Origin of the sequence: Polycladomyces subterraneus, from assembly GCF_030433435.1 — a bacterium.
GTDB lineage: Bacteria > Bacillota > Bacilli > Thermoactinomycetales > JIR-001 > Polycladomyces > Polycladomyces subterraneus.
The window spans coordinates 70,863-96,613 of record NZ_JANRHH010000031.1; the positions used below are offsets into that span (position 1 = coordinate 70,863).

At 53.2% G+C, this 25,751-nt stretch carries 22 protein-coding genes and 3 riboswitches; of the genes, 16 read left to right on the forward strand and 6 right to left on the reverse strand.

The genetic code is table 11. The features are described from left to right. Window positions 1–286: 286 nt before the first annotated feature. Complete coding sequence (locus tag NWF35_RS07390) at window positions 287–1,477, forward strand: DUF819 family protein (RefSeq protein ID WP_301238415.1); 1,191 nt, start codon at window positions 287–289, stop codon at window positions 1,475–1,477. Between the two features lie 233 nt (window positions 1,478–1,710). Here the strand turns inward: NWF35_RS07390 and NWF35_RS07395 are convergent, their stop codons facing one another. Beyond that, the gene (locus NWF35_RS07395) at window positions 1,711–2,568 is read right to left on the reverse strand and encodes a metallophosphoesterase (RefSeq protein WP_301238416.1); all 858 of its coding nucleotides are present in this window, start codon (window positions 2,566–2,568) and stop codon (window positions 1,711–1,713) included. A gap of 773 nt (window positions 2,569–3,341) precedes the next feature. Here NWF35_RS07395 and NWF35_RS07400 point away from each other — a divergent pair. The 11 genes from NWF35_RS07400 to rlmD all read left to right on the forward strand — a co-directional run bounded on the left by NWF35_RS07400 (window position 3,342) and on the right by rlmD (window position 15,498). Beyond that, window positions 3,342–3,791, forward strand: a complete 450-nt coding sequence (locus NWF35_RS07400) for a hypothetical protein (protein ID WP_301238417.1) — start codon at window positions 3,342–3,344, stop codon at window positions 3,789–3,791. 66 nt (window positions 3,792–3,857) lie between these two features. After that, window positions 3,858–4,856 carry a cell wall-binding repeat-containing protein gene (locus NWF35_RS07405; RefSeq protein ID WP_301238418.1) on the forward strand — a complete coding sequence of 333 codons (999 nt, stop codon included), beginning with the start codon at window positions 3,858–3,860 and terminating at the stop codon, window positions 4,854–4,856. Between the two features lie 237 nt (window positions 4,857–5,093). After that, window positions 5,094–6,233 carry an HAD family hydrolase gene (locus NWF35_RS07410; RefSeq protein ID WP_301238500.1) on the forward strand — a complete coding sequence of 380 codons (1,140 nt, stop codon included), beginning with the start codon at window positions 5,094–5,096 and terminating at the stop codon, window positions 6,231–6,233. Window positions 6,234–6,683: 450 nt separating this feature from the next. Continuing rightward, window positions 6,684–7,301: a superoxide dismutase gene (locus NWF35_RS07415; protein ID WP_301238419.1), complete on the forward strand. Its 618-nt coding sequence runs from the start codon at window positions 6,684–6,686 to the stop codon at window positions 7,299–7,301. 132 nt (window positions 7,302–7,433) lie between these two features. Further along, a riboswitch (cyclic di-AMP (ydaO/yuaA leader) is annotated at window positions 7,434–7,583 on the forward strand. A 1-nt stretch (window position 7,584) separates the two neighbouring features. Further along, window positions 7,585–8,313: a spore cortex-lytic enzyme gene (gene sleB / locus NWF35_RS07420; RefSeq protein WP_301238420.1), complete on the forward strand. Its 729-nt coding sequence runs from the start codon at window positions 7,585–7,587 to the stop codon at window positions 8,311–8,313. A gap of 205 nt (window positions 8,314–8,518) precedes the next feature. Beyond that, a complete protein-coding gene (locus tag NWF35_RS07425) occupies window positions 8,519–9,154 on the forward strand; it encodes an FMN-dependent NADH-azoreductase (RefSeq protein WP_301238421.1) in 636 nt (211 codons plus the stop codon). A gap of 141 nt (window positions 9,155–9,295) precedes the next feature. After that, entirely contained in the window at window positions 9,296–9,583 is a 288-nt protein-coding gene (locus tag NWF35_RS07430) for an alpha/beta-type small acid-soluble spore protein (protein ID WP_301238422.1), read from the forward strand. A 286-nt stretch (window positions 9,584–9,869) separates the two neighbouring features. Then, window positions 9,870–10,991, forward strand: coding sequence for an MGDG synthase family glycosyltransferase (locus tag NWF35_RS07435; protein WP_301238423.1), 1,122 nt, complete (start codon window positions 9,870–9,872; stop codon window positions 10,989–10,991). 196 nt (window positions 10,992–11,187) lie between these two features. Beyond that, a complete protein-coding gene (locus tag NWF35_RS07440; RefSeq protein WP_435873856.1) occupies window positions 11,188–12,078 on the forward strand; it encodes a fumarylacetoacetate hydrolase family protein in 891 nt (296 codons plus the stop codon). A 159-nt stretch (window positions 12,079–12,237) separates the two neighbouring features. Next, a riboswitch (SAM riboswitch) is annotated at window positions 12,238–12,367 on the forward strand. 77 nt (window positions 12,368–12,444) lie between these two features. Continuing rightward, the gene (locus NWF35_RS07445; protein WP_301238425.1) at window positions 12,445–13,758 is read left to right on the forward strand and encodes a homoserine dehydrogenase; all 1,314 of its coding nucleotides are present in this window, start codon (window positions 12,445–12,447) and stop codon (window positions 13,756–13,758) included. Between the two features lie 351 nt (window positions 13,759–14,109). After that, the gene (gene rlmD, locus NWF35_RS07450; RefSeq protein ID WP_301238426.1) at window positions 14,110–15,498 is read left to right on the forward strand and encodes a 23S rRNA (uracil(1939)-C(5))-methyltransferase RlmD; all 1,389 of its coding nucleotides are present in this window, start codon (window positions 14,110–14,112) and stop codon (window positions 15,496–15,498) included. Between the two features lie 153 nt (window positions 15,499–15,651). Here the strand turns inward: rlmD and NWF35_RS07455 are convergent, their stop codons facing one another. Together NWF35_RS07455 and NWF35_RS07460 are read right to left on the reverse strand one after the other, a co-directional pair. Then, on the reverse strand, window positions 15,652–17,217 hold the full coding sequence (locus NWF35_RS07455; protein ID WP_301238427.1) for a DNA-binding protein: 1,566 nt from the start codon (window positions 17,215–17,217) through the stop codon (window positions 15,652–15,654). A 331-nt stretch (window positions 17,218–17,548) separates the two neighbouring features. Continuing rightward, window positions 17,549–18,898 carry an Nramp family divalent metal transporter gene (locus tag NWF35_RS07460; protein ID WP_435873849.1) on the reverse strand — a complete coding sequence of 450 codons (1,350 nt, stop codon included), beginning with the start codon at window positions 18,896–18,898 and terminating at the stop codon, window positions 17,549–17,551. Between the two features lie 184 nt (window positions 18,899–19,082). Between NWF35_RS07460 and rnz the strand changes: the two genes are divergently transcribed. Next, complete coding sequence (gene rnz / locus NWF35_RS07465; RefSeq protein WP_301238428.1) at window positions 19,083–20,009, forward strand: ribonuclease Z; 927 nt, start codon at window positions 19,083–19,085, stop codon at window positions 20,007–20,009. A gap of 36 nt (window positions 20,010–20,045) precedes the next feature. Here rnz and NWF35_RS07470 read toward each other — a convergent pair whose 3' ends face one another. Next, window positions 20,046–20,378: an ASCH domain-containing protein gene (locus NWF35_RS07470; protein ID WP_301238429.1), complete on the reverse strand. Its 333-nt coding sequence runs from the start codon at window positions 20,376–20,378 to the stop codon at window positions 20,046–20,048. 14 nt (window positions 20,379–20,392) lie between these two features. Next, window positions 20,393–21,898, reverse strand: a complete 1,506-nt coding sequence (locus NWF35_RS07475) for a carboxypeptidase M32 (protein ID WP_301238430.1) — start codon at window positions 21,896–21,898, stop codon at window positions 20,393–20,395. A 204-nt stretch (window positions 21,899–22,102) separates the two neighbouring features. Between NWF35_RS07475 and NWF35_RS07480 the strand changes: the two genes are divergently transcribed. The 3 genes from NWF35_RS07480 (at window position 22,103) to NWF35_RS07490 (ending at window position 24,744) form a co-directional block, all read left to right on the forward strand. After that, a complete protein-coding gene (locus NWF35_RS07480; protein WP_363321573.1) occupies window positions 22,103–23,716 on the forward strand; it encodes an amidohydrolase in 1,614 nt (537 codons plus the stop codon). A gap of 268 nt (window positions 23,717–23,984) precedes the next feature. Then, on the forward strand, window positions 23,985–24,404 hold the full coding sequence (locus tag NWF35_RS07485) for a cell wall hydrolase (protein ID WP_301238431.1): 420 nt from the start codon (window positions 23,985–23,987) through the stop codon (window positions 24,402–24,404). A 16-nt stretch (window positions 24,405–24,420) separates the two neighbouring features. Further along, window positions 24,421–24,744 (forward strand): spore coat protein GerQ, encoded by a 324-nt coding sequence (locus tag NWF35_RS07490; protein WP_301238432.1) that lies wholly within the window; start codon window positions 24,421–24,423, stop codon window positions 24,742–24,744. A 93-nt stretch (window positions 24,745–24,837) separates the two neighbouring features. Here NWF35_RS07490 and NWF35_RS07495 read toward each other — a convergent pair whose 3' ends face one another. Continuing rightward, a complete protein-coding gene (locus NWF35_RS07495; protein WP_205493377.1) occupies window positions 24,838–25,278 on the reverse strand; it encodes a YtoQ family protein in 441 nt (146 codons plus the stop codon). A gap of 275 nt (window positions 25,279–25,553) precedes the next feature. After that, window positions 25,554–25,672: riboswitch (SAM riboswitch) on the forward strand. The last annotated feature ends 79 nt before the right edge of the window (window positions 25,673–25,751 follow it).

Below are 25,751 nucleotides of genomic sequence, written 5' to 3' on the forward strand. Positions count from 1 at the left end.
TGGTCCATCCGGTGGTGGTTAGAAATCGACATGAATGTCCTCATTCATTCAGACCTGATCGGTTCCTGTTCTGCTCTGATCCCCAAGGATACACAAAAGAAGAATAGAGGACCAACACCGGAGTTGTGGTGAACGCGATCGGTGTTGACGAATTGGGGTATATCCCCTCCCGCCATTCTCTCAGTTAACCCCGCCCCTGCTGACCGGTGGGGATTTTTATATCCAACTATGACATGTTATTGTATACAATAAAATGAAAAGTCTATCAACAAAGGGAGGGGAACCGATGAACTCGCATGAAACTGCTTTGGTGACCAGTCCGTTGGGGGTAGGAGCCGTCGTCACGCTGTTGATTGCCGTTTCGTTTTGGTTGGACCGCCGTTATCGGTGGTTTTCTTGGTTGGGAACGGCGATTCTCGTCATCACTGGTGGGGCTGTGCTGGCCAATATCGGCGTGATTCCCCCGTCGATCGAGATGGGTTCCAGCCAAGTCAATCCGTTTTACACGTTTGCGTATGATTACGGGGTCCCGTTGGCCATTGTCTTCATCTTGCTGTCCACGGATCTGCGTGCTTTACGAGGAGTGGGGAAGCCCGCATTGATCGCCTTTGTATTGGCCTCAATCGGCACGTTGGCGGGAACGGTGGTTGGAGCGTGGTTGTTGGCTGATGCGATCGGACCGGAAATGTGGAAACTGGGCGGGCAATTTGCGGCCAGCTACATCGGCGGTGGGGTGAACTATGCTGCCGTGGGACAGGCTGTGCATACAACTGGTTCGTTGTACGCCGCGGGTGCCGCTGCGGACAACATCATGACCAATCTGTGGATGGTGGCCACTGCGGTGATCCCCACTTTGCTGGCCCGTTTTTATCCGTCCATCCGCAACCGACAGGGAACTGATACGGCACCGGTGGCAAACGGCTTTATGAGCGGCGGACCGACCACTGTTTCCATCCATGAGATGGCGTATTTGACGGCGGTGGCATTGACGTTGGTCGCCGTTTCCCAGTGGATCACACCGATCGTGGCCCGATGGGTCGGATTCGAGATTCCCACCGTTATTTACTACACAACGTTTGCTTTGCTGTTGTCTTGGCTTACGCCGATCAACCGTTGGGGTGGCGGAGAAGAACTGGGCAACCTGATGCTTCATTTCTTCTTCGCCACCATGGGAGCGGGGACCATTCTTTCGACACTGGTGAACAAAGGACCGGCCGTCTTCCTCTTCCTGACCGTGTTGGTGGGTGTGCACGCGCTGATCGTTTTCGGTCTGGGGAAATGGACGCGGATCGAGATCGAAACGCTGTCCATCGCCAGCCAGGCAACCGTCGGCGGTCCGTCCACCGCGCTGGCACTGGCCGTTTCTCAACGCTGGACATCGCTGGTGACGCCGGGAGTGTTGTTGGGTGTGTTGGGCTACGCCATCGGGACTTATGTGGGGATTGCCACAGCCCGCCTGTTGCAGGTGTTGTTGTGAGAGGATTTGGACAAGGTCACAAAAAACCCGCCGAGGTAGATCGGCGGGTGTGAATATCTCTGGATGAAAGGAACCCCTTGTACCAACGGATACCGGCCAAAACGATTAAAAGAAGATAGATCACCAAAAAGGGTTTTGACTTTCTGTAGAATAAAAAGCCGATTGTGGACAGGATCTAAGTAAAGATTGAGAGCCTAACTGCAACGACAACACCATCTTTATCCACCATTTCATCAGGATATCTCCCTCCTCAACTCCAACACACTGATCTGCGGGCGGCAGTTGAAGCGAATTGGAAGCAAGGTGGTTCCAATGCCACGGTTGACATGTAACTGCATACGATCCAGCTGATACCATCCGTCCACATACTTTTTTGCCCCTGGTGGTGTGATCACGTGACCAATCAGAGGCAGACGAATTTGCCCACCGTGGCTGTGGCCGGACAATTGCAGGTCGACGGGATGATGTTTCGCTCCCTCCGCAACATCCGGACAGTGAGACATCAGGATGGTGCAGGCGTTTGCAGGTAACCCATCCAATGCGTGCCTGATGTCCGGATGCGACATCAGCAAATCTTCGATACCCGCAAGTACAATCACATCCTCCCCTTTTTGAATCAGGCGGTGTTCGTTTCGCAACACTTCAAAACCGCTCCGATTCCAGCCATCGACGATCGCTTCGGGATCTCGGTAATCGTGATTGCCCAGTACGGCGAATTGGCCGAGTGGGGCACGCAATTGGGTCAGATACGGGATCGCCTCGTTGACGACTTCGGTACCATCGTCGACCAGGTCACCGGTGAACAGGAGCAAATCAGGCTGACAACGCCGGATCGTTTTGGCAATGGTATCTAAATCCCGCGGCATCAGGTGAAATCCGAGATGCAAATCACTGAACTGCACGATCCGCATCCCTTCAAACGCTTGCGGTAAACAGGGAATGCGAATGGACACATGCTCTACCTCATGCCAATAGGGTTCAATCCAGTATCCGTACACGCCCGCGGAGCCGATCAGTCCAGCCAATCCCAAAGACGCCGTCAGCAAATGCTTGAGAAATTGCCTTCTAGTCAGTTTGGTAGTTACTTGCATGCTTCTCTTCCCCTTTTCATGCAGCCAGGGCGTGTCTGGTCATTAGAACTGGCGGTGATGTTTTCGAAGCGTATTTTGCCGCGTTCTGCGCACCCGGTCCAAAGCGGGTTTGCTTCCTAGGAGGGCGCAGGTGGAACAAGCCTGGAAAGCAATTTGGAAGATATGATCAGGCATGTCTCAGGTTGAGGATAGCATGAGTTGATCTCCTTCACCATTCATTTTTCAACATCCTTCATTGAAGTCAATTATTCTGAGCCCAGGCGACAAAAGGTGTCCTTTTCTGTATGGAAAAAGGTTCCCCTAGCTCAACATGGCTCTAACGAAAAAAAATCGCTACCCCTTAACAATTACATGCTAACGATCTGGTAAAGCCGTTCAAAATGTGACCAATGGTGTTTAGGGGGAATGGAATTTTACGGACGAATCGATTTCCATAAAAAGTAAATAATTGACAAATAAAGAGAATGGGGGCACTAACTCCAATTTGAGAGGAGGATCAGGGAAAACGAGAGCGGAGAGGGAATCGTCCTGCTGTCAAGGGCCGATCCATTGATGAAAAGGAGAGGATCAGATTGTTGAGAAGATGGGGGAAGCTGCTGATTGCTTGTTCATTGACGGTTTCGTTGATGATCATGCCGGTGATGGGAACAAACGCTTAGAAAGGTACAACGACGAAAACAAACGTACAAAAACAGCAACAATCGACCCAAGCACAGACGAAACAGCGTGCATTGACGCGGTTAAAACAGATGAAAGCCCGCGGGATGCTGAGGTTGCTGAGTGTTGTGGAGTTGGAGCAACAAGGAATGAAGTCGGGTAAACAGGGGACCGCGCAGTCAACCGAACCTGCCAAGGTGGAATTCAAAGGGCAAGCCACCATCTACGACATCCATTACTTCTACTATGCCGGGGGTATAGGGGCACCCTACTACTTGGTCAATGCAGATACCCTGCGGTTTGTGGAGGATCAGCACAACATGCCCACGGGCAACTACTATCTGATCACATTCGGATTGGTGGGTGCTGCCCAACCGTACGATTTCACATTGAGCGGGGAAGGGTTGATCCCGGAAAATTCGTACCCGGAGCAAGCTCACTTTACTACCCAGTTTCCTTTTGGTAACGCCCATTTCACCCGGCTGAAACAGGGAGAGGAAGACCAGGTGCAAACCTTGACTGCCCGTGTGGATGACGGCACTGGGTACGTCTATTTGAATGATTGACCGGTCGGGGACAAAAAAACGGGTGATTTTACGATTCAAACAACGTTCCGACTGGGGTATAACACGTTGGCCTATGATGTATTTCGCAACGACTCCCGCAACTGGATGTCCACCAACTATGAAGTGATCGGCACCGATCTGATCCGACTGGGCGGGGCGGATCGTTTCGAAGTATCGGCCAATATCAGCCGGGAAATTGACAAACGGTATGCCAACCCGCAAACAGTGTACATCGCAAGCGGTTTGACTTATCCAGACGCGCTATCCGGCGCCCCGTTGGCGACACGGATGGAAGCGCCGCTGTTGCTGACGCAATCGGATCATCTGCCTAGCAAGGTAAAAGCGGAAATCGAACGATTGAAGCCGAAACATGCCGTGATACTGGGCGGGACGGGATCGGTGTCCACTCAGGTGCGCGGAGAATTGGCCAACATGGGTATCGTGGTGGAGCGCATCTCGGGGGCGGATCGGTTTGAAGTGTCCGCCAACACGGCGGAACGCTTAGTCCAGATGCAGCCGACCGATACGGCCGTTATCGCGTCAGGTACGGTGTTTTCCGATGCGCTGTCCGCTTCCGTTCCCGCGGGTCTCAACGGGTATCCGTTGCTGCTGGTGACACGGGATGCCGTCCCCGGGGCAATCACCAAGTTTCTCCAAGCCCATCCTGAGATTCGTCGCTTCATCATCGCGGGCGGTCCAGCCACGGTGAGTGACCGTGTCATGGCCCAACTGGCCAAACGGGGCGAGGTGGATCGAATTTACGGGGTGGATCGTTATGACGTGTCGGTCAATGTGGCCCGTTATTTCGGTCTGTACACCGATTCCGCCGCGTTGGCACGAGGAGACGTGTTCACGGATGCTTTGTCCGGTGCGCCGCTGGCCGCGATGTCCGGTACGCCGCTGTTCCTCACTCCTTCCGACCGGTTGCATTCTTATGTGGAAGCTCATCTGAGCGAAGTGAGATCGCAGATCGGGCCGTTGAATACCGTTTACCTATTTGGCGGAACGGGTTCCATTTCAACAGCAATCGAGAAAAGGATGAAATGGTATTTGGGATATGAATAAGATTGGTTAATGAGCGAAGCCTTCTGACCGAATGATGGAAGGGCTACCCGGAGAGCGGGGTGTCCTTTTTTCAGCGAAAATGCCTGATAAGCCTTCCGTTCCGGTTCATCATGGAACCGATGCGGAAGGTTTTCTTTGTTAACCGAATTCATACAATTAACAGTTGGGCTTTGATGCGATCCTCTGGTAAAGTAAAAGGAAGTAGGTGAAAAAGAGGAGGAAGAGTTGTTGTATCGGATGATCTTGTTTGACGTGGATGGGGTGTTTTTAAGCGAAGACCGATGCTTTGACGCTTCCGCACTTTCTGTGTGGGAGCTGTTGTACAATCCCCGTTATTTGGGATTGCGGGGAGATGTGTTTAACACTCAACCTTCCGAGGAAAAAATCCGTCACTTGCGCCAACTGGTGTTTGACAGCGACAGGGTGTTGGATTGGATCAAAACGCGGGGGATCAACTCCAACTGGGATATGGTTCAGATGACGTTTTCCCTGCAGTGGCTCCGCTTGTTGAAACAAATTCAAGCCGAGCGGCCGGAGTGGGTGGCGGAAGCGATGAACGGCCCCGTCACAGCCGATGTGTTGCGTCAGTTGGGCGGACGGTTGCGTGAAGCGGGCATCATGTTTGAGCCACAGTTTGGCGCGTTCATCCCGGCATTGGCCGAGTCGAACGCCACCAAACAGGAATTGATCGCGTATTTCAATACGTTGGCGAAAGCGTGGTTGGGTGTGGAAACCGAGGTGTTCTCGCCCAAAAGCGCGTTGTGGGAGTTGGGGCGTCATGTGTTTCAGGAATGGTATCTGGGTGACGACCGATACCGGCAGGTGGAAGGCAAAGCACCAGTCACACCGGGCAAAACTGGATTTTTGCATCAGGAGATTCCACTGGCCGATCCCCAGGAGATTCGACATGTGCTGGACGGGTTACGAGCAGAGGGCATCGTGTTGGGATTGGGAACCGGCCGTCCGCTGATCGAGACGGAAGTGCCGCTTACCGCCCTTGGATTGTATGATGCGTTTGATCTGGAACGGATCGTCACCGCAGATGATGTGATTCAGGCTGAACGGGCGCATCCGGAACATGCCCCGCTCGGCAAACCGCAACCGTACACATATTTAAAAGGATATTTCGGTCGGAGCAAAGCGGATGCGGAAGTGCTCACCGTCGATTTGCCGTTGCCCAAAGGCGAAGAAGTGCTGATCGTGGGGGATTCGGTTGCCGATTTGTTGGCGGCCCGAAAAATGGGTTGCAAGTTTGCAGCCACGTTGACGGGATTGACCGGAGAGGCCGCGCGGGCCAAGTTTGAGGAGTTGGGCGCCGATTATATTGTACGCGATGTGACAGAATTGTCTCGCGTTATCAGCGGAACCGGACGGTAAACCGGTGTTTGTCCACTGGGACTGCTGACAAAGTGGCCCTGTGCCTGTCCGGTCACCCTAGTCAGGCAGGAATGTTACCCAGGTGAGCGACTGGCCAAGACCGGCCGAAGAAGAACCGTAAAAAACGCAGGACGCTATCGGCGGTCAATTTTCTTTTGAGCGAAGCACCTTCTCCGCGTCCTGCGTATCCGATCCGAAGCGGCCTTGTTTGCTTCCCTGCAGGGAGCAAGTGGAGCGAGCCGGGAAGATGATGCGCACCATCACGATCAAAAATCGGAACCTGTGGACCTGATCAACACATGGCGGGATTCTTAACGAAAGCCCACTTTTCATACATTTAAGTTGACTATAATTCCACGTTTTTTGCATAATAGAATCGGGAAGGATGTAAGTGCCCGTCCTTTTTCGAAGATGAAAAAGGACCAAATCCTACATATTGGAGGGTGAATCATGGCCAAGCACGAACTGCCTGCATTGCCTTATGCCTATGACGCTTTGGAGCCGCACATCGATGCGCAAACGATGGAAATTCACCATGGCCGGCATCACGCCACGTATGTGAACAACTTGAATGCGGCGTTGGAAGGTCACACCGCCTTGGCGGAAAAATCCATCGAAGACCTTCTGCGCAACATTGATCAAGTACCGGAAAGCATTCGTACGGCCGTGCGCAACAACGGTGGCGGTCATGCGAACCACAGCCTGTTCTGGCAAATCATGAGCCCGAACGGTGGCGGCGAACCGAGCGGAGAGCTGGCTAACGCGATCAACCAAGCCTTCGGCAGCTTCGACCGGTTCAAAGAAGAATTCACCAAAGCGGCAACCACCCGTTTTGGTAGCGGTTGGGCTTGGCTGGTCGTGAAAAAAGACGGTTCTTTGGCCGTGACGAGCACGCCGAACCAAGACAGCCCGCTGATGGAAGGCGACACGCCGATTTTGGGCTTGGACGTGTGGGAGCACGCCTACTATCTCAAATACCAAAACAAGCGTCCGGAATACATCAAAGCGTTCTGGAACGTGGTCAATTGGGACGAAGTCGCCAAACGGTACCAAGCGGCGCGCGGATAAGAAAGATCGACAAAAGCGCGGTGGAATCTTCCGCCGCGCTTTTTTGTTGTGTGATTTCCAAGGAAATACATACCTTACATTCTAATCATTTTCTCTTGAAAGGTTTCCATATCCAACTTATAATGGTCAACGTACATTGAACAGCCGAATCTTCGCGTCGGTGTTCGGCGCGGGGTACGGGGGATGCAATCAATGTTGGGGTGAAGTCACCATTTTGGTGGCCGGGATCAACTCCTTGCCCGAACCCGTCAGCTAACCTCGGAGGCTTGAAAGGAGGAATCACATGTCTATTTGGAAAAAGTGGGCTTGGGTGCTCACGGGTGCAGTAGTTGCGGTGATCGTTGCAGCGGTTCCGTTTGGAAACGGAAAGGCGGAAGCGGCTGCACCGACGATGATACAATACGGCAGTAATAACGGAGATGTCTGGGATTTGCAATATCGCTTGCTACAGCTGGGGCTGTACCGTGGCAAGCTGGACGGTATATATGGTTTGAAGACGGAAAAAGCGGTTATCCAGTATCAAATTCATCATAAATTGCGGATCGATGGTATTACCGGTCCCCAAACGTGGGGATCGTTGAAGCGGCATACCGTATCCAAACAGACGGTATCCAAAAAAGTCCACAGGCAGCCTTGGCATTCTGTAAATTCCCGATTTTCAAAACAAGACATTGCGTTGATTGCACGAGCCGTATACAGTGAAGCGCGAGGCGAACCCTACAAAGGGCAAGTAGCTGTAGCCGCTGTGATTTTGAACCGGATTGATTCACCGGAGTTTCCGAAAACAGTACGCGGTGTGATTTTCCAAGATGGTGCGTTTACGGCGGTACAGGACGGGCAGTTCTGGATGAACCCCAATAGTACGGCCTATCGCGCTACGATGGATGCGATCCGGGGTTGGGACCCTACACATGGTTCGTTGTACTACTTCAACCCGGACACCGCAACTTCCGGATGGATCTGGTCTCGCCCGCAGGTGACCAAAATCGGAAACCACATCTTCACGAAGTGACGAGGAAAAGCCCGTTCCCTTGGGGACGGGTTTTTTTCATGAGTAAAAACCGGAGTGTATGGAAATCTTTTGAGGGGAGATTGTTTATTCATTTTTAGCTTGACAAAAGTAAGTATATAAATGCATAATATCAACGTAACTAAAGTTAGTTTAAATCCGTCATCACTCTCTCATCCATTCCACAAACGAAAGGAAGGAAGCTCACATGGCGACCGTATTGTACATCACTGCCAATCCCAAACCGGAAGACCAGTCGTTCAGCTTGCAGGTGGGACGGGCATTTTTGAATGCCTACCGGGAGGCCAATCCCGAAGATCAAATCGTCGAGTTGGATGTGTACAAATTGGACATTCCCTTCTTGGACGAAGATGTGTTCAGCGGTTGGGGCAAATTGCAGCAGGGGACCTCGTTTGAGGAATTGTCCGCAGAGGAGAAGAAAAAAGTGGGACGGATCAATGAGATCGTCGATCAATTTGCAGCAGCGGACAAATACATCATCGTCACCCCGATGTGGAACTTCAGTATTCCTCCGCGGATGAAGGCGTATATTGACTCCATCTGTATCGCGGGCAAAACGTTCAAATACACCGAAAACGGTGCAGTCGGTCTGCTGAAAGGGAAAAAAGCTGTCCACATCCAAGCGCGTGGCGGCATCTACTCCGAAGGCCCGACCAAGGACTTTGAGTTCGGCGACCGTTATATCCGTGCCGTGTTGTCATTCCTGGGTGTGGAATCCGTGGAATCTGTCATTGCCGAAGGTATGGCGCAATTCCCGGACAAAGCCGAAGAAATCAAGCAAAAAGCCATCCAACAAGCACGCGATTTGGCCAAATGCATCTAAGTACAATGGAACAGAAAAAATGCCCAATCCCCCTCTCAACCCTCATCATGGACGACCGCCCAAATGGGCGGTTTTTTCCTTTTATTGTCCACCACATCATTTGTTTCTCTTGATGGGAAACTATTCGCAGGGGGTGGAAACATGGCTCGAAAACGGCGCAGGCGATTGTTGGTGCCCGAGTCGCGGCCGGCCCTGGCGCGCTTGAAAGCCCAAGTGATGAGCAAAGAATTGGGTGTAGGACCGCTGTCGCCCGACCAGGTCAAAATGGAAGTGGCCAAGCAAGTCGGCGTACCCCTTAAACCCGGTGACAACGGAGATTTGAAAACGTCCGATGCCGGAAAAATCGGCGGCACCATCGGTGGCCACATGGTACGGGAAATGGTCAAACTGGCGCAGGAGCAGCTGGCGCGTCAACGATCCCAGCCCTAGACCACGGTTCATTTGGGTCGTCAGGTTGTCGACAATGTCCGAGGGATCCGATTTCTCACGCGTGACCTTTGAGCGCAGTGATTCAGGAGCGAGAGGGAAATCGGCACACCCGGAATCGCAGGTGGCCAAAACATGTTGTCAGCAGTCTCACGGCCCATTTGGACCACCAACCTGTTTCATCATTGTAAAAGATTGATCAATTTTTCGCGAGATATTGATAAGAAAGGAGACGGATTGGGTCGTTTTTGTCATAATGATAGAGGAGTGGGATTGAGGAGGGCGCCAAATGGAACGTGTATTGCTACTGTCGATGGGATTTGGTGCCGGGCACAACTCGGCGGCACAAGCATTGTTACATGTGATGGAACAGCGAAACGCACGAGTGATGTACGTTGATTTGTTGGACTGGATACCGACGAAGGCACATCCTCTCCTCCAAACCGGGTATCACCGTATGTTGAACCGGTTTCCGTCAGTGTATCACTATCTGTATGATTGGACACATCAGTCCCGTTGGTTTCGTTATGTTTCCGGGGAAGCGATCAAGCGGGCGGGGTGGATGATCCGGCGCCAATTAGTACGGCGACTATCTCAATTCCGTCCAACAAAGGTGGTAGCGACTCATCCGTTCGCATTGATGTGGTTGTCTTCCCACTGGCGTCGCATCCCTTCATTCTGCGTGGTAACCGATTATGAAATTCATCCCATTTGGCTGTCGGGCGCACCTGATGTGTTGTGCACGGCCAGCGGAATTTCTGTTCCTCCACAGGCGCAACGCCGTTTGTGGCAATCTGCCACCAGGATTGTCGAGACAGGTATTCCCGTGAAAAGGGAATTTCTCCAAAACGTGTCGAAGCAGGAAGCGCGACGTTTGTTGGGATTGAGTCCGGAACGTCCGGTAGTATTGGTGATGGGCGGCGGGGAAGGGATGGGGCCCGTCCGCGAAACCGTACGGGAATTGGAGAAAGCAGGCCCCATTTGTCAAGTCGTGGTGCTGACAGGGAAAAATGAAGCCCTGATGTATGAGCTGACCCGTCATTCTCTGCCACCCCACATTCGCGTAGAGGGATTCCAACCCGATGTCCCCTTGTTCATGGATGCTGCAGACCTGTTGATCACCAAGCCGGGTGGACTCACCATAACGGAAGCGATGGTCAAACGTTTACCCCTGTTACTGTTGAACGCATTGCCGGGGCAGGAAGAGGCGAACCGGAGATACCTATTGCGCCATCGAGTGGCGGAAACGGTTCAGTTCGGTCGATTGACACAACAGATGAAGCGTTGGTTGGAGTCACCGGCCCGTCGGGAACACATTGCCCGAGTCATGTCGAATCTGGCATCCGGAAATGCGGCTGATCGAATCGCTGATGAAGTTTTGCAACCGGCACGTCACCGGGTGTTGCGATGATCTTCCCGCAAAAAGGCTTGCAAGCACCTGCTTTTGATGCATATGCTGGGAGGAGAGGAGTGGTTGGATGCGTTTGGTAACCTATGTGATCAAAGAAGACGTGTTGAACATCCGGGCGGAAGAGCATGGCGATGCCCGGATCGGTTGGGTGCAGGATGGGTATGTTTGGGATATCGGTTTTGCACAGGAATGGGCCATGTTGGAAAAGGGAATGCCGTTTCCCCGTGCGATCCCGACAGATATGGTTGCGTTCCTGGAAACAGGGGCGGATGGCCTTTCATTGTTGCGTCAGGTGATCGATGCTTGCCGGGGTACACATCCTGATCAAGTGAAAGTGGAGGGTGAACCGGTGGCATTGTCGCTTGCGGAAGTCCGTTTGCTTCCGCCGGTGCCCAGACCGCCCAGCTTTCGTGATTTCTACGCGTTTGAACAGCATGTCAAAACGGCGCGGGCACGACGCGGCCTCGATATGATTTCTGAATGGTATTATTTTCCTGTTTTTTATTTTTCCAATCATCAGACTATAGTGGGACATGAGCAACCAGTATACCGCCCGAAAAACACCCAATGTTTGGATTATGAGTTGGAAGTGGCATGTATCATCGGGAAAAAGGGACGCAATATCCCCCGAGACTCAGCAAGGGAATATATCGCGGGATTGTGCATTCTCAACGATTGGAGCGCACGGGATGTTCAGCTTGAGGAAATGAAAGTGGGTTTGGGACCGGCCAAAGGGAAAGATTTTGCCACTTCGTTGGGACCGTGGTTGGTCACCTTGGATGAGCTGGAAGACCGAAGAACCGGTGATCATTGGGATTTGGCGATGACTGCCCGGGTCAACGGGGTTGAATTGTCCCGCGGCAATCTCCGGGATTTGCACTTTTCCTTTGCGGAAATGATCGAGCGAGCTTCTCAGGATGTTTTTTTGTATCCTGGAGACGTAATCGGGTCCGGCACAGTCGGAACCGGGTGTATTTTGGAGCTGGGTACAGAGGTGCATCGTTGGTTGGAACCGGATGATGTGATAGAGCTGGAAGTGGAGCGCTTGGGCGTTCTTCGCAACCGCATCGTGGCGCGGCATGATTGATGTCCGGTTTCCCGTGGAACCGGACATTTTTCTACTGGGAACGGACAAATTTCGCCGTAATGACGATGTCTGTTCGATATTGTTCAAAAAAAAGGGTTTGACAAACGTATTTTTTTTGTTGGATAATAGTGACTAATTAAATAGGGATCAACCACTGACTCGTTATCGAGAGAGGCGGAGGGACTGGCCCGATGAAGCCCGGCAACCATGTTCGGCCCCTGCGTTGTAGGCAGGGTACGGGCATAAGGTGCCAATTCCTGCAGTACCTTCGGGTGCTGAGAGATAAGGAGCAGGGTGGCGTGGATACATGTCCCCTCTTCTTATCTTTGGAAGAGGGTTTTGAATTTTTAAAGGGGGGAGCAGGCGATGAAGCGTGTCGATGTTGCGTTGTTGGGACTGGGAACGGTGGGAACGGGAACATACAAAATGCTCCAGTCCAATCAGGACGTGATTGCACGCAAAACGGGCACGCTGTTTGAAGTCCGCCGCATTCTGGTGCGGGATTTAACCAAGAAACGAAAGGTGGAAGGCGTGAAACATCTCCTGACCACCCGCTTTGAGGATGTATTGGAAGCGGGGGTGCAGGTGGTGATTGAAGCGATGGGCGGAATTGAACCCACGCTCACCTATGTGGTGAAAGCGATCGAAGCGGGATGTCACGTTGTGACCGCCAATAAGGAGCTAATCGCCAAACACGGGGTGGAGCTGGAGCAGCTGGCGCGTGAAAAGGGCGTTCAATTGTTGTATGAAGCCAGTGTGGGCGGCGGCATCCCCGTTTTGGGTACCTTGCAGCATTTGTTGAAAGCGAACCGCATTCATAAGGTTTCCGGGATTGTCAACGGTACCTGTAATTATATTTTGACGCAAATGACTGAACATGGACGTTCGTTTGACTCTGTTCTTGCGGAGGCGCAGGAAAAAGGATACGCTGAAGCCGATCCGACTGCAGACGTCGAAGGCTTCGATTCGGCTCACAAACTGGCGATTCTCTGCCGGTTGGCTTTCGGGGTGGATGTGGCGGTGGATGACATCCCGCGGAAAGGGATCACGGACATCACGGTCGCCGAATTGGAGATTGCCCGTCGACTGGGATATTCGATCAAATTGCTCGCCCAAGCTGAACAATACGGTGAAGAAGGACCGGTAGCATTGCAAGTAGCGCCCACCCTGGTGCCGCTTTCCCATCCGCTTTCCGGGGTTCGCGGCGTTTACAACGCCATCCATGTGGAAGGCGATGTTGTGCAAGATGTGACACTGGTGGGTCAAGGTGCGGGTGAACAACCCACCGGCAGTGCGGTGGTGGAAGATTTGTGTAATGTGTACCGACTGCCTGCTTTGCGCGCTGCCTCCCTTCGTCGACCGATGATTTTGCCGGCGGGTGAAGAAAGCGGTGTCCAGTTCCTCCTGATCGAGACGGAGGAAGTATTGGCTGCCGACACGGCGGACAAGTGGAAATCGGAGCTCGTCGATACAGGCATCCAAGTGCTGGATGCAGTCATTTATCCGGATCATGGACGGAGCCATGCCGCTTTCCTCGTTCGCAACTGGGAGCCGCGGCTGGCTTCAGTTCTACCGGCGGAATGGGAAGTGTCCGTCAAACGGATCATTACCCGCCCGGTGTTGGCGGCCTCTGTGGCGCAAGAAGAAAAAGAAGTGGTGAGTGCGGGTTCCGTCAACTGATGTGGAGTGAAGACGCTTTTGGGAGCGGGTCCGATGTTTTAGTCTATAACGTGTCTTGTCATTCCGTAAGGAAGCAATGTTTTTCCAGGCGAGCGAAGACCTAAGCCCTGACTGAGCGAAGACTCGGGAAGCGCAAGATTGAAATTGCGGGCAATTTCCTCAAAGCAAAGCGTACTTTGCCCACGTCCTGCGCTGACCTGGGCGGAGCGGAGATGGGGGATCGGAGCTCGTGAAATTTGACATCAACCTGACCGCCTTCCTGCGTTTTGCGGGAAGGCGGTTTTTGGTGTCCGGGAAATTCGGGTACAATGAGGGGGATATCGTCCGATCTCGGGTAGGAAGGTATGAATGATGAAAAAGAACGAAACGATGATTCGCCTGAAAAAGGGGGAAACCATCCAGCTCCCGATCCGTCGTTTGGGCATCAACGGGGAGGGAGTCGGATTTTATCAAAAACAAGTGGTGTTCGTCGACGGGGCCATTCCGGGTGAGGTAGTGGTGGCCCGTGTGGAAAGCGTGGAACGACGGTTTGCCAAAGCCCGTCTGCTTCGGATTCTGAAGCGATCTCCTCACCGGATTCAACCGCCGTGTCCGGTTTATGCCGATTGCGGGGGGTGCCAACTACAGCATATCGATTATCCGATGCAGTTGAAGCTGAAAAAGGAATTGGTGGAAGAAGCGTTTGCCCGTTACACTTCCTTGCGGAAATTGCCGATCGAAGAGATGGTGGGGATGGACGAACCGTGGCGATACCGCAACAAGGCCCAACTGCCTGTGCAATTACGGGGGCAAAAGGTGTTGATGGGCATGTATTCGGCCCGTTCCCATCGGTTGGTCGACATGAGGGAGTGCGGGGTACAGCATCCCGAGACCAACCGCATTCTGGAAACAGCGCGCAAAACGGTGGAGGAGCTTGGCATTCCCATCTACGATGAAAAGAAACATACGGGTGTGTTGCGCCATTTGGTGGTCCGCTTTGGGTTTCAGACGGAAGAAGCCCAATTGGTGCTGGTGTGCCGTACCGACGAATTGCCGCGAGAACGAGAGCTGGTGATGCGTCTGGTTCGTCGCTTGCCGCAGGTGAAAAGCATCGTGCTCAACGTCAACCCGAAACGCACCTCTCTTGTCTTTGGTGAGAAAACGCGCATTTTGTGGGGCAAGGAAACAGTGGATGAGCGACTGAATGAAAAAGTGTACGCGTTATCGGCTACGGCGTTTTTCCAGCTCAACCCGATCCAGACCGTGAAATTGTACGACTTGGTGAAGGAAGCCGCCGCGCTGACGGGGAAAGAAACCGTCATCGACGCCTATTGCGGGGTAGGGACCATCGGTTTGTGGTTGGCGGATCGTGCCGCCCGCATCATCGGGATGGACACAATCCCTTCAGCGGTTGAGGATGCCCGACGTAACGCGAAACGGAACGGGATCGGCCACGCCGAGTATCATGTCGGTCGAGCGGAAGATTTGTTGCCCCGGTGGGTCAAAGCGGGGTTACGGCCCGATGTGGTTGTGGTCGACCCACCGCGGACTGGTCTAGGTCAGCCGTTGATCGATATGCTAAGGGAAGTGCACGTGCCGCGGCTGGTGTACGTGTCCTGTAATCCGTCCACTCTGGCCAAAGATTGTGAGCAATTGCTGCAAGGGGGGTACGAGCTGAAACGGTTGGTTCCGGTTGATATGTTCCCCCAAACCGCCCATGTGGAAACGGTGTGTACCCTGTCTGGCTCCAAAAAAAAGTGATCCGTAGTAAAACATTCAAATTTGGAAATGGTGAAAAGTGATCGCTGTCGCCCGTCCAAGCGACTCCGGAACGTATTTGCGAGGGTAGGCAAGCGGCCCGCATTTGGATGTGACTTTCCAATACGGGTCGCTTGTCCACTTTTTATCGTTTTCTTACCGAATCTCCAGCTTCTCCGTCAATCGGGTGTCTTTATCCTGTTTCAACCGGATATATGCGGTGCCTTTCGCCCCCGGGTCGATTTGTGCGGTCAAGGCCATTTCGGCATGTCCTTTGCTGTCCGACTTCAGTTGGAACGGGGCGCTGTAACCGTAAGTACTCGGCCAGGAACCGTCTGCGTTGCGGAACTTGGCCACTTGTTTCCCGCCTTCCAAATAGAGGCCGAGTCGGTATCCGTCGAGTGTTGTGCCCGGCTGCATCCCGTCAGCCATCACACGGATCGTCACCGTTTTTCCGGCGGGAATCGGGTTGGGATGTTCTGATATGTACCGGATATCCCCGGAGGGCGGAGCGGGTTTACTCGAACCTGCGCCGTAGGAGCCCGGTTTGAAGGTGGAGGGATCCCACCATTTGTATCCGTTGTCGGGAGGCGCCCATGGCTCCTTCTCCGGTTCGGTACTCTTGGCCGGTTGTTCCCATTCATACAAACGGGTTGGTTGATCCAATTTCAATCCCGGTACTTCCGAAAGACGGGTATAGGATTCCTTTTTGGCCAACCAATTCACCAGATTGACCAACAAGACGGCATCGTCCTGTTCGTGGAAACCATCATGCGTTTTTTTGGGTGCACCCGTCTCTTCATTCCGATATTTGGGCGTATCGTCTTCCACGGGAGACGAATCGCCGATGAAAGCTGCCTTTCCTTTCCCGGCTTTGGCGATGGCCACCATCGGGCCTTCGGGGATGCCACCCCCATTGTAGACGCCTTGGTCAACGGCGTGACTCCATTTGGCATTGGTGCGGGGCAAATATACGATCCCCTTTGCTTTTTGCGGATCAAGAATAGCAACGGTCGATCCGGCGTGCATCGCAAAAGTTTGAACGCCTTTCGTGATCCCGAATGCTTGATTCGGCGGGGCGATCTGGTTGGCCGTCACATCCCCGATCGCATTATAGCGGAAACGGACGCCGAAATGCTGGGCTAACCAGTCGGAACTGATGACATTCCGCATCGGGGGAGATGTGGCTTCTTCAGGGCTCATTCCCTTTGTCGGGCTGTTCCAGGCACCGCGTCGGTAACCGTTGAACACTTCGGACGGATCCCAGCGGTTTTTGTTTCTGTCGGCATTGTAATGGTCGGAGATGAACAGGATGCTGCCGCCGTTTTGAACATATTGCCACAGGGCGCTTTGCTCCGATTGTTTGTAGGGGTTGTTGGCTTCTCCGATTACGAATACGTCGTATGGGCGCAAGTCATCATAAGTGATCGGCTCTTTTTTGCGCAGTTCCTTCACTTCATAGCCTTCATCCGCCAATGCTTGGGCGAAGTTAGAAAAACCCCCGTCGATGACCCAGTCAGCCGATCCGGCTGTTTCTTCATGCGTGTTGTCAAACAACACTTTTTTCCCATTCGGCTTGTCGGGTACGATCACGGGGGCTTCATCCTTGGGTTTCACTTGTGGTTGGTGGCTGCATCCGGTGGCCATCAGCATCCAGGGAACAAACAAGGTCAGCAAGACCATGGTGGAAACGAGCACTTTTGCCATTTTGCTTTTGAGCATGAAGGCACCTCCGGGATGGGGATAATCTCATTTTATCACTTTTTTTGGAATTATTCATGTATTTCTTGTCCACCTGTCGCTTATCATAAAAAATCCCGCAGTTCAGCTCCATCATTCGAGCTGAACTGCGGGGAAGTGTCAAGAAGGAGAAGTGTTTTCCCGAGATAGGTTCCTGGGGGGCGTCTGATCGTTCACATCAGGCGGCAACGTTTCCTTGGGAGAGCGAAGACTAAGCCCATCGAGCGAAGTACTGGAATGCATAGTCCGTTCGCGAGCAATTTCCTCTTCAAAATTTTGCCCGAGCCTGCGCTTCCGGTTTTGTGTTGAAAAACTACGCCAACAGTGTTGTATACAGCAGATATGCGTTCAACCCTGCGATGACAAATGCGATCGTCCACGCAACGACTTTCAACCATGTCGGGTTGGCGAATTCACCCATCTTCTTCTTGTCACTGGTAAACTGAACCAGCGGAAATACGGCGAAAGAAAGTTGCAGGGACAGGATCACCTGACTCAAAATCAACAGCTGCATCGTCCCGTTTTCCCCGTACATCGCGGTGACGATGACGGCTGGTACAATGGCGATCAGACGCGTGATCAGCCGGCGCAGCCACGGGGCAAGACGGATATTCAGAAATCCTTCCATGACGATCTGTCCGGCCAATGTACCGGTCAGTGTAGAGTTTTGCCCCGAAGCCAACAGTGCCACCCCGAACAGCACACTGGCGATGGAGGTGCCCAACAGCGGTGTAAGCAGGTGATATGCCTGCTCGATCCCGGCCACTTCCACGTTGCCGGAACGGTGGAATGTCGCTGCGGACAATATCAGAATTGATGCGTTGATCAAAAGTGCAAAAAACAGTGCCGCCGTGGAGTCGACCGTCACGTACTTGATTGCTTCCCGCTTGCCTTTTGGTGTTTGGTCAAACTGACGCGTCTGCACGATCGACGAGTGCAGATACAAATTGTGAGGCATCACCGTCGCTCCGAGAATGCCGATAGCGATGTACAGCATTTCTGGGTTTTGGATGATTTGCGGATTCGGGACGAAGCCTTTCGCCACACCCATCCAGTCCGGTCTGGCCATCACCAGTTCCACTGCAAAGCAGATGCCGATGACAACCAACAATGAGATGACGATCGATTCGATATAACGGAATCCTTTACTTTGCAGAAGCAGGATTAACAGCACATCCAATACGGTGATCATCACGCCGTAGAGGAGCGGGATCCCGAACAGCAGATTTAACGCGATCGCCGAACCAATCACTTCCGCCAGATCACAGGCGGCGATGGCCAACTCGCACAAGATCCACAACGCGATGGCTACCGGTTTGCTGTAGTGATCCCGACATGCCTGGGCCAAATCGCGCCCGGTCACAATGCCCAGCTTTCCTGACAAGGATTGCAGGATCATCGCCATCACATTGGATAGCAGGATGACGGCCAACAGGGTGTAATTGAACAATGAGCCCCCTGCGATATCGGTAGCCCAGTTTCCGGGGTCCATATATCCGACCGCCACCAAATAACCGGGACCGGCAAACGCAAGGAATTTTCGGAGCCACGATCCCTTTTTCGGGATGGGCAAAGAACGGTATACTTCAGGTAATGACGGCTGTTGTCGTACCCGGCGCCATCCTCCGGAGTCGGGAGTGGTGTGGGGTGCTGTCATGGCCATGGTCCGATCACCTCTTTCTCTTAACTAACAAAGATGGTTCAAAGCGATTTTTTTGCACTAGGTCAACTTTTGTCGAAAAAAATATAGTTCAAATCTCGTTTCACCATAATATTAGTCATGGGCAATAAAGTTGCCCTGATCTAAATTATATATAATTCTTTGTTCGCGGGGAAGGGGAAGATGGATGGAATTGATTTTTCTGGGTACGGGAGCCGGTGTCCCGGCCAAGGAACGCAACGTGTCGGCGACGGCGTTGAAATGGACGGAGCGAAAAGGAAGAACATGGCTGTTTGACTGCGGGGAAGCGACACAACATCAAATCCTTCATTCACCGGTGAAGTTGGGGAAAGTGGATCACATCTGGATTACCCATCTGCACGGGGATCATCTTTTCGGCCTGCCGGGTGTGCTGGGCAGTCGCTCATTTCAGGAAGCAAATACACCGCTCATCTTGTTTGGGCCGGAAGGGTTGCGCCGATTCGTGGACACGGTACTGACTGTAAGTCAGACACATTTACGATATGAATGGGAAGTGAGGGAGGTGACACCTGGCGTTGTTTATGAGGATGATGACGTGCGGGTAATCTGTGCGGAGTTGGATCATGGTATCCCTTGTTTCGGCTATCGCATCGAGGAAAAGGATCGACCGGGTTCGTTGCGGACGGATTTGCTGAAGGCGTTGGGTGTTCCGCCAGGTCCATTGTATCGTAGGCTGAAAGCGGGACAGGATGTGCAATTGCCCGACGGCCGAATGATACGGGCACGAGAGGTGTTGGGACCGCCCAAACGGGGAAGGGTCGTGACGATTTTGGGCGACACCCGTCCGACGGAAGCGGCGGTTCGGCTGGCATCACAGGCGGATGTACTGGTACATGAAGCTACGTATCGGACCCAGGAAGCGGCCCTGGCAGTAACGCACGGTCATGCCACCACGGTGGATGCTGCGCGTACGGCCGTACGTGCGGGGGTCCGCACACTGATCCTCAACCATATCAGCCCGCGATACGGTGTTGAGGACGAACCGGCGTTGTTGGCCGAAGCCAGGGCCATCTTCCCGGAGACATACGTCGCTCGAGACGGTTGGTGTTTCCCGGTCATTTCACGCGATTGAACAATGGGAAACAAATGGACGGGAGACGGCTCTGCATCAGGTGACGGGACTCCACTCATGCACCCAAACCTCCATTGAGGGAACCCAACGCATGTCCGGGTGCAACGAGAGGATATACTCACGGTAGGCGTCCAGATCCGGGAATCCCTCGGAGCGGGCGTCAGTGTCCGTCATCTCTCCCAATTTCTGACGATATACGGCGGTGATGGAAAATCGCCGTCCCCGCAATTCGAGGGTTTCACCGGGGTCGGCGTATCGGCCGTTCCGTCTGGTCGCATACTTTTCTCCACGAAGAGCTTTCTCAATATCCGACTCCCGTGTGACCAAGCGATCGATCGAACATGTTTTGGGCGGTAGGGGCTGGGTCATCCCGGACACTCCTTTCAAAGCTTGTACAGTTCTGTGTACTTCTTCGTTAAATAGTCCATATACGGCTCGATGGAGAGAGATTCACCCGTTACCCGCTGTACCAGTTCGTCCGCCGTATATTTCTTACCGTGTTGGTAAATGTTTTCCTTCAACCATTGATGCAGCGTGCCGAATTCCCCTCGGGCGATCTCTTCTTCGATGTGGGGGTTCGCCCGTTTGGCCGCTGCGTAAAACTGTCCGCTTAAAATATTGCCCAGCGTGTAACATTGGAATGCACCGCCGATTGTATCCGCATACCAATGAACATCCTGCATGATGCCCATGCTGTCAGTCGTCGGCACGATCCCCAAATCGCTCTGGTATCGTTCCCGCCAAGCTTCCGGCAAATCCCGGACCGCTAACCTACCGTCCAGCATGGCCAGCTCCAGATCGAATCGCAGAATCACATGCAGGTTATAGGTGACCTCGTCGGCATCTGTCCGGATCAGTGAACGTTCCACTTTGTTGATGGCGCGATAGAATGTCTCTTCGTCCACGTTACCCAGCTGGGAAGGGAACACCTTCTGCAGACGCGGATAAAAATGACGCCAGAAGGGGCGACTGCGCCCGACGATGTTTTCCCACAGGCGGGACTGGCTTTCGTGAACGCCGGAGGAGGTTCCGTTGGCCAACGGCGTTCCTTCGTATTTTTCCGAGATGCCCAATTCATACATCGCATGTCCGGCCTCGTGAATCGTGCTAAACAGGGCTTCGGTCAGGTCGTTTTCTTTGACGCGCGTGGTGATTCGCACGTCCCCCAATGAAAATTTGGTCATGAATGGATGGGGCGATTTGTCTTGGCGACCCCGGCGGAAATCAAAACCCAGCTGACGAATCACGAGTTCGCCAAACGCCAGTTGGTCCCGCTCCGGAAAGTGCTGTCGGACGCAGGCGTCGTCGACGGGCTCTTGCTCCGTGATCGCCTGTACGAGCGGGACGAGCCGTTTGCGGAGTTCCCCAAACAACGCTTGTAGCTTCTTTGCCGTCATCCTTTCGTCGACATAATCGATCAGCGGGTCGGCGATGTGCTCGTAACCGGGGAAAAAGCTGGCCAGTTCCCGGCTGTACTCCAGCGTTTGTTCCAAATACGGGCGGACAAGGGAAAAGTCGTCAGCTGCTTTGGCCTTCACCCACACATTGTACGTGGTGGCCGTGTGGTTGGAGAATTTGGCGATGAAAGAAGCGGGGACATTGACGGCCCGTTCATATTCTTTGCGAGCGACACGGATCAGAGCAGCGTCGTCGGAATCGGGAGGCAAGCTTTGTTCATACGATTTCAAATCATCTAACAACTGACCCAAACGGTCGTCGGTCAATTTTTCATGCGCCAATTGGTGCAATGTGGCGATCTGCCGTCCCCGCGCTTCGGCTCCACCTTCGGGCATGTAGGTCGATTGATCCCAAGACAGCAGGGCGGCCGCTGCATGCAGATCGTTGATTTCCGTCAACCGCTTTTTCAGTTCATATAGACGTTCGTCCATTTTGTCTCTCCTTTTCTTTCTCATGTCATGCAATTAAACCAAAATGTTACAATGATACGGGAAATCACAACCGATTATGTACGGGAAGCGATGAACTAAGACAGGAAACATTCCTGAATATACCCGCTACTCCTCATTTTAACATGATATTGACAAGGAGCATATATCCGATTGGACTCATCATGGTGCAAGGGAGAGGGCGAAGTGGAAAAAACACTGTTCTTACATGGTCGTGTGATCACCATGGATGCGAGACGGGAATCGGCGGAAGCTGTCTACGTGGAGAATGGACGTATCGTGGATGTGGGTACCAGTCAGGATTTCCTGTTGCATTGGGGAAGAGCAGATGTGCGTCGCGTCGATTGGCAGGGTGCGACGGTCTATCCCGGTTGGGTGGACAGCCATGTGCATCTGGCGGCGTACGGGATGCTGCGCCATCGGTTGGATCTGAACGGAACGAAGAGCAAAGGGGAGATGCTTTGTCTGTTGCGTGAAATCGCCGCGCGCACGCCCGAGGGGGAGTGGATCGTCGGGGTCAATTGGGATGAGAACCAATGGGCGGAAAGGGAAGTCCCGCACCGGGAGGAGCTGGACGCTGTTTCCTTACGTCATCCCGTTTTTTTGACCCGCATCTGTCACCATGCGCATGTGGCCAACACGGTCGCATTCCGGGTCGCAGGCGTGGGGTTGGAACCGGATGATCCCGAGGAAGGCAAGTACGGCCGGGATCCGGATGGCAAGATAAACGGAATGATCTACGAAAACGCATCACGCCCGTTCTTCGCGGCCATACCCGAACCGACGGCCGAACAAAAGCGCTCCTATATCCGTGAGGCGGTGAAAGAGGCGCTGGCCCTCGGGTTGACTGCGGCCCATACGGAAGATTTGCGTGTGATGGGCAGTGTGCGTGAACTGTTGCGGGAATATCGCGGTCTGGTTGAAGCAGGGGTGTGGTTCCGCACGCATCATTTGCTTTATCATCCTCATTTGGATGAAGCGGTGGAACTGGGACTTCAAGCAGGGACGGGGGATGAATGGACTGATGTGGGCGCGGTTAAGATCTTTGCAGATGGTGCGATCGGGGCACGAACCGCCTGGTTGTCGGAGCCTTATGCGGATGCGCCGGAGACTGCAGGCGAACCGGTTCACTCGGATGACGAATTGGCAGGATGGGTGAGCAGGGCACGCGAAGCCGGCTTTCCTGTCGCCATCCATGCGATCGGAGACCGGGCCGCCGAACAAGTGATCAACACTTGGGAGCGTCATCCCTCGCCAAAGGAAACGCGATATCGGGACCGGTTGATCCATGTCCAGGTGCTTCGTCCTGATTTGTTGGCACGGATGAGTGAATTATCATTCGTCGCGGACATCCAACCGCGGTTTGTGGCCAGCGATTTTCCCTGGGTGCAGGACCGTCTGGGAACGGAACGTCTCCCGTATGCTTATGCGTGGAAATCATTGCTCGACGCGGGTGTTGTGTGCGCCGGTGGGAGCGATGCACCGATCGAACCCTTGAATCCGTTACTGGGAATCCATGCCGCAGTCACCCGTCGGCATCCGGAGGAGTTTCCCCACCCGGGATATGGTCCCGAACAAAGACTCACCGTCAAGGAAGCATTGCGTTTGTGGACGGCAGGAAGCGCTTATGCCGAAGGAAAGGAAATGGAACGGGGTTCGATCACACCGGGGAAGTGGGCTGACTTCACTGTGTTGGACCGTACACTTTCGGATACGGAACCGGACGAAATCCTGCAGGCGCGGGTGATTATGACTGTGGTAAACGGAAAGGTGGCATACCAGGGGAATAAGGATGTATGACGGCGAAGCGTGAGACTGCTGAAAAAAAGTGGCCTACCATCGTGATGTTGGGTGAGCTATTTTCCCTCTCACTCCTCTTTCGGCAAGCTCAAAGGTGGCTCGTGGGTAAACGGTCACCCTTTGTTGGAGGAGCTCCGTATTTCCCGTTGAGCGACTCAAGCCGTCGCTACGGAGCGGAGACGGGAAATCGGAACACGCAGACTTTGTCAACAACTTGAATCGTTCTTTTCACCTTCGCTTTCACATAGAATAACCGCGAGGTGATTGCATGCCGGTTCGAGCCAATAGTGAAGAAGTGAAATTGTTGGCGCGTCTGATGCGGGCGGAGGCGGAAGGGGACGGCAAGATGGCCATGATGTTGGTCGGCAATGTCGGCGTCAACCGGGTAATTGGCGATTGTCTGGATTTTGAGGGTCTCCGGTCGATCAAGGCGATGGTGTTCCAATCGCCCGGAGGCTTTGAAGCCGTGCAGCGGCCGTACTTTTATCAAGCGGCCAGAGATCGAGACATTCGTCTGGCCCGCAGGGTTATCCGGGGCGAGCGATACGATCCGGCTTCCTATGCGCTGTGGTTTTTCAAACCGGTCGGTCCATGTCCCCCGCAATGGTTCAACCAGACCCATAGCGGTCGGTACAAAAGCCATTGCTTTTACATCCCCCAACCCGCGTCGTGTCCGGATGTATACTGAGGAAGGAGGAAAAGCGGTGTATTGGCCTTATTACAATCCATACGGAAACGGTTCCCTGTCGGTTCAAGGATGGGATGACGCATCGGTATCACAGCAAAGACAACGTGTGTATTCGGAAGACCTGCTCAGCCGAAACATCGGGAAAACGGTGACGGTATATCTAACTTTTGAAAACAATACCCAATGGAATGCGAAGCAATTCACTGGCACTCTGCGTGGCGTCGGCCGGGATTTTATCGTGGTCCGCGACAGGCAAACCGGTAAGGATCACATGTTTCTCAACATCAATATCGATTATGTGGTGTTTGACGATCGGCCCGCCACTTTGGCCGGTGAATAGGCAAAAAAAGGCGGCCCGATCAGGTGGGCCGACTTTGATGATGCGGAGTCCGTTTTCCGGTACTGCCAGGGGAAACGGATTTTTTTTTGCAGTTCACTCTAAAACGTAAGCCAGTGCGTCCAGTGCTTGGTCCACCGTTTCCACGGTCACTTGCGCCCGTTGGGACAGTTCTTTCAACGGATGATGCAAGCTTTCGGGGCGAACCAAAATGAGCGGTTTTCCCATCTGGATGGCCATGGCAGCGTCCATCGCTGTGTTCCATTGCCGGTATTTCTCACCAAACAGCGCGATGACCACATCCGCTTTTTGCATCCAGATCCGCGTCCGCAGGTTGTTCAGTTCGGATGCGGCATGATCCCGATACACTGCGTTGGGCTGTTTCCCTTTGATGAGTTCGCCGATCGCGTCCGAGCGGTCGTGATCTTCCTGCGGCCCTTTAAAGATAATCGGCAAGCCGCGCTCTTCCGCTTTTTTTCGCAGTTGTTCGCGCCAGTCGTCATGAATTTGTCCCGCCAGATAGACCAAGAGTTCCAATTTTCATCTCCTCCTTTTGAGGTCGTGTCTTGATCCATATCGTGTGTACTGCCTTGACGTCATTGTAGTAGATCCTCTCCTATTGTATCAAAAAGCGATAAAATGCAGTGCCCACCTTCCGTACGCTCGGAGTTTTCTCACAGGTAGTCTGTTTGCCACTAAAAAAATATTTTTGAAAACGGGTTGACAATAACGGCGAATCGGAGTATCATGACAACAAATCGCCTTAGTTTACTAATCTGAGTGGTTAACTCGGTTTTAATAATATTCCTGCTTACCCATCCAGAGAGGTGGAGGGACTCGGCCCTATGAAGCCTCGGCAACCAGTTTCGACCCTCATGGGCGGAACCCGGTGCCAATTCCGGAGAGAACCGCGCGTTCTCGAAGATGGGGAGAAAAAGGCGTTATCGAGACAAACCGCCCCTTTTCTCCCGCCGGGAAAAGGGGTTTTTTACATCAAAGGGGGAGCGATC

Coding starts and splice junctions, on each gene's coding strand:
- NWF35_RS07410 (WP_301238500.1), top strand. CDS start 5,094: ATGATCTTGTTTGACGTGGATGGGGTGTTTTTAAGCGAAGACCGATGC.
- sleB (WP_301238420.1), top strand. CDS start 7,585: ATGTCTATTTGGAAAAAGTGGGCTTGGGTGCTCACGGGTGCAGTAGTT.
- NWF35_RS07455 (WP_301238427.1), bottom strand. CDS start 17,217: ATGCTCAAAAGCAAAATGGCAAAAGTGCTCGTTTCCACCATGGTCTTG.
- NWF35_RS07475 (WP_301238430.1), bottom strand. CDS start 21,898: ATGGACGAACGTCTATATGAACTGAAAAAGCGGTTGACGGAAATCAAC.
- NWF35_RS07445 (WP_301238425.1), top strand. CDS start 12,445: ATGAAGCGTGTCGATGTTGCGTTGTTGGGACTGGGAACGGTGGGAACG.
- rnz (WP_301238428.1), top strand. CDS start 19,083: ATGGAATTGATTTTTCTGGGTACGGGAGCCGGTGTCCCGGCCAAGGAA.
- NWF35_RS07390 (WP_301238415.1), top strand. CDS start 287: ATGAACTCGCATGAAACTGCTTTGGTGACCAGTCCGTTGGGGGTAGGA.
- NWF35_RS07470 (WP_301238429.1), bottom strand. CDS start 20,378: ATGACCCAGCCCCTACCGCCCAAAACATGTTCGATCGATCGCTTGGTC.
- NWF35_RS07425 (WP_301238421.1), top strand. CDS start 8,519: ATGGCGACCGTATTGTACATCACTGCCAATCCCAAACCGGAAGACCAG.
- rlmD (WP_301238426.1), top strand. CDS start 14,110: ATGAAAAAGAACGAAACGATGATTCGCCTGAAAAAGGGGGAAACCATC.
- NWF35_RS07435 (WP_301238423.1), top strand. CDS start 9,870: ATGGAACGTGTATTGCTACTGTCGATGGGATTTGGTGCCGGGCACAAC.
- NWF35_RS07460 (WP_435873849.1), bottom strand. CDS start 18,898: ATGGCCATGACAGCACCCCACACCACTCCCGACTCCGGAGGATGGCGC.
- NWF35_RS07415 (WP_301238419.1), top strand. CDS start 6,684: ATGGCCAAGCACGAACTGCCTGCATTGCCTTATGCCTATGACGCTTTG.
- NWF35_RS07440 (WP_435873856.1), top strand. CDS start 11,188: ATGTTGGAAAAGGGAATGCCGTTTCCCCGTGCGATCCCGACAGATATG.
- NWF35_RS07395 (WP_301238416.1), bottom strand. CDS start 2,568: ATGCAAGTAACTACCAAACTGACTAGAAGGCAATTTCTCAAGCATTTG.
- NWF35_RS07485 (WP_301238431.1), top strand. CDS start 23,985: ATGCCGGTTCGAGCCAATAGTGAAGAAGTGAAATTGTTGGCGCGTCTG.
- NWF35_RS07430 (WP_301238422.1), top strand. CDS start 9,296: ATGGCTCGAAAACGGCGCAGGCGATTGTTGGTGCCCGAGTCGCGGCCG.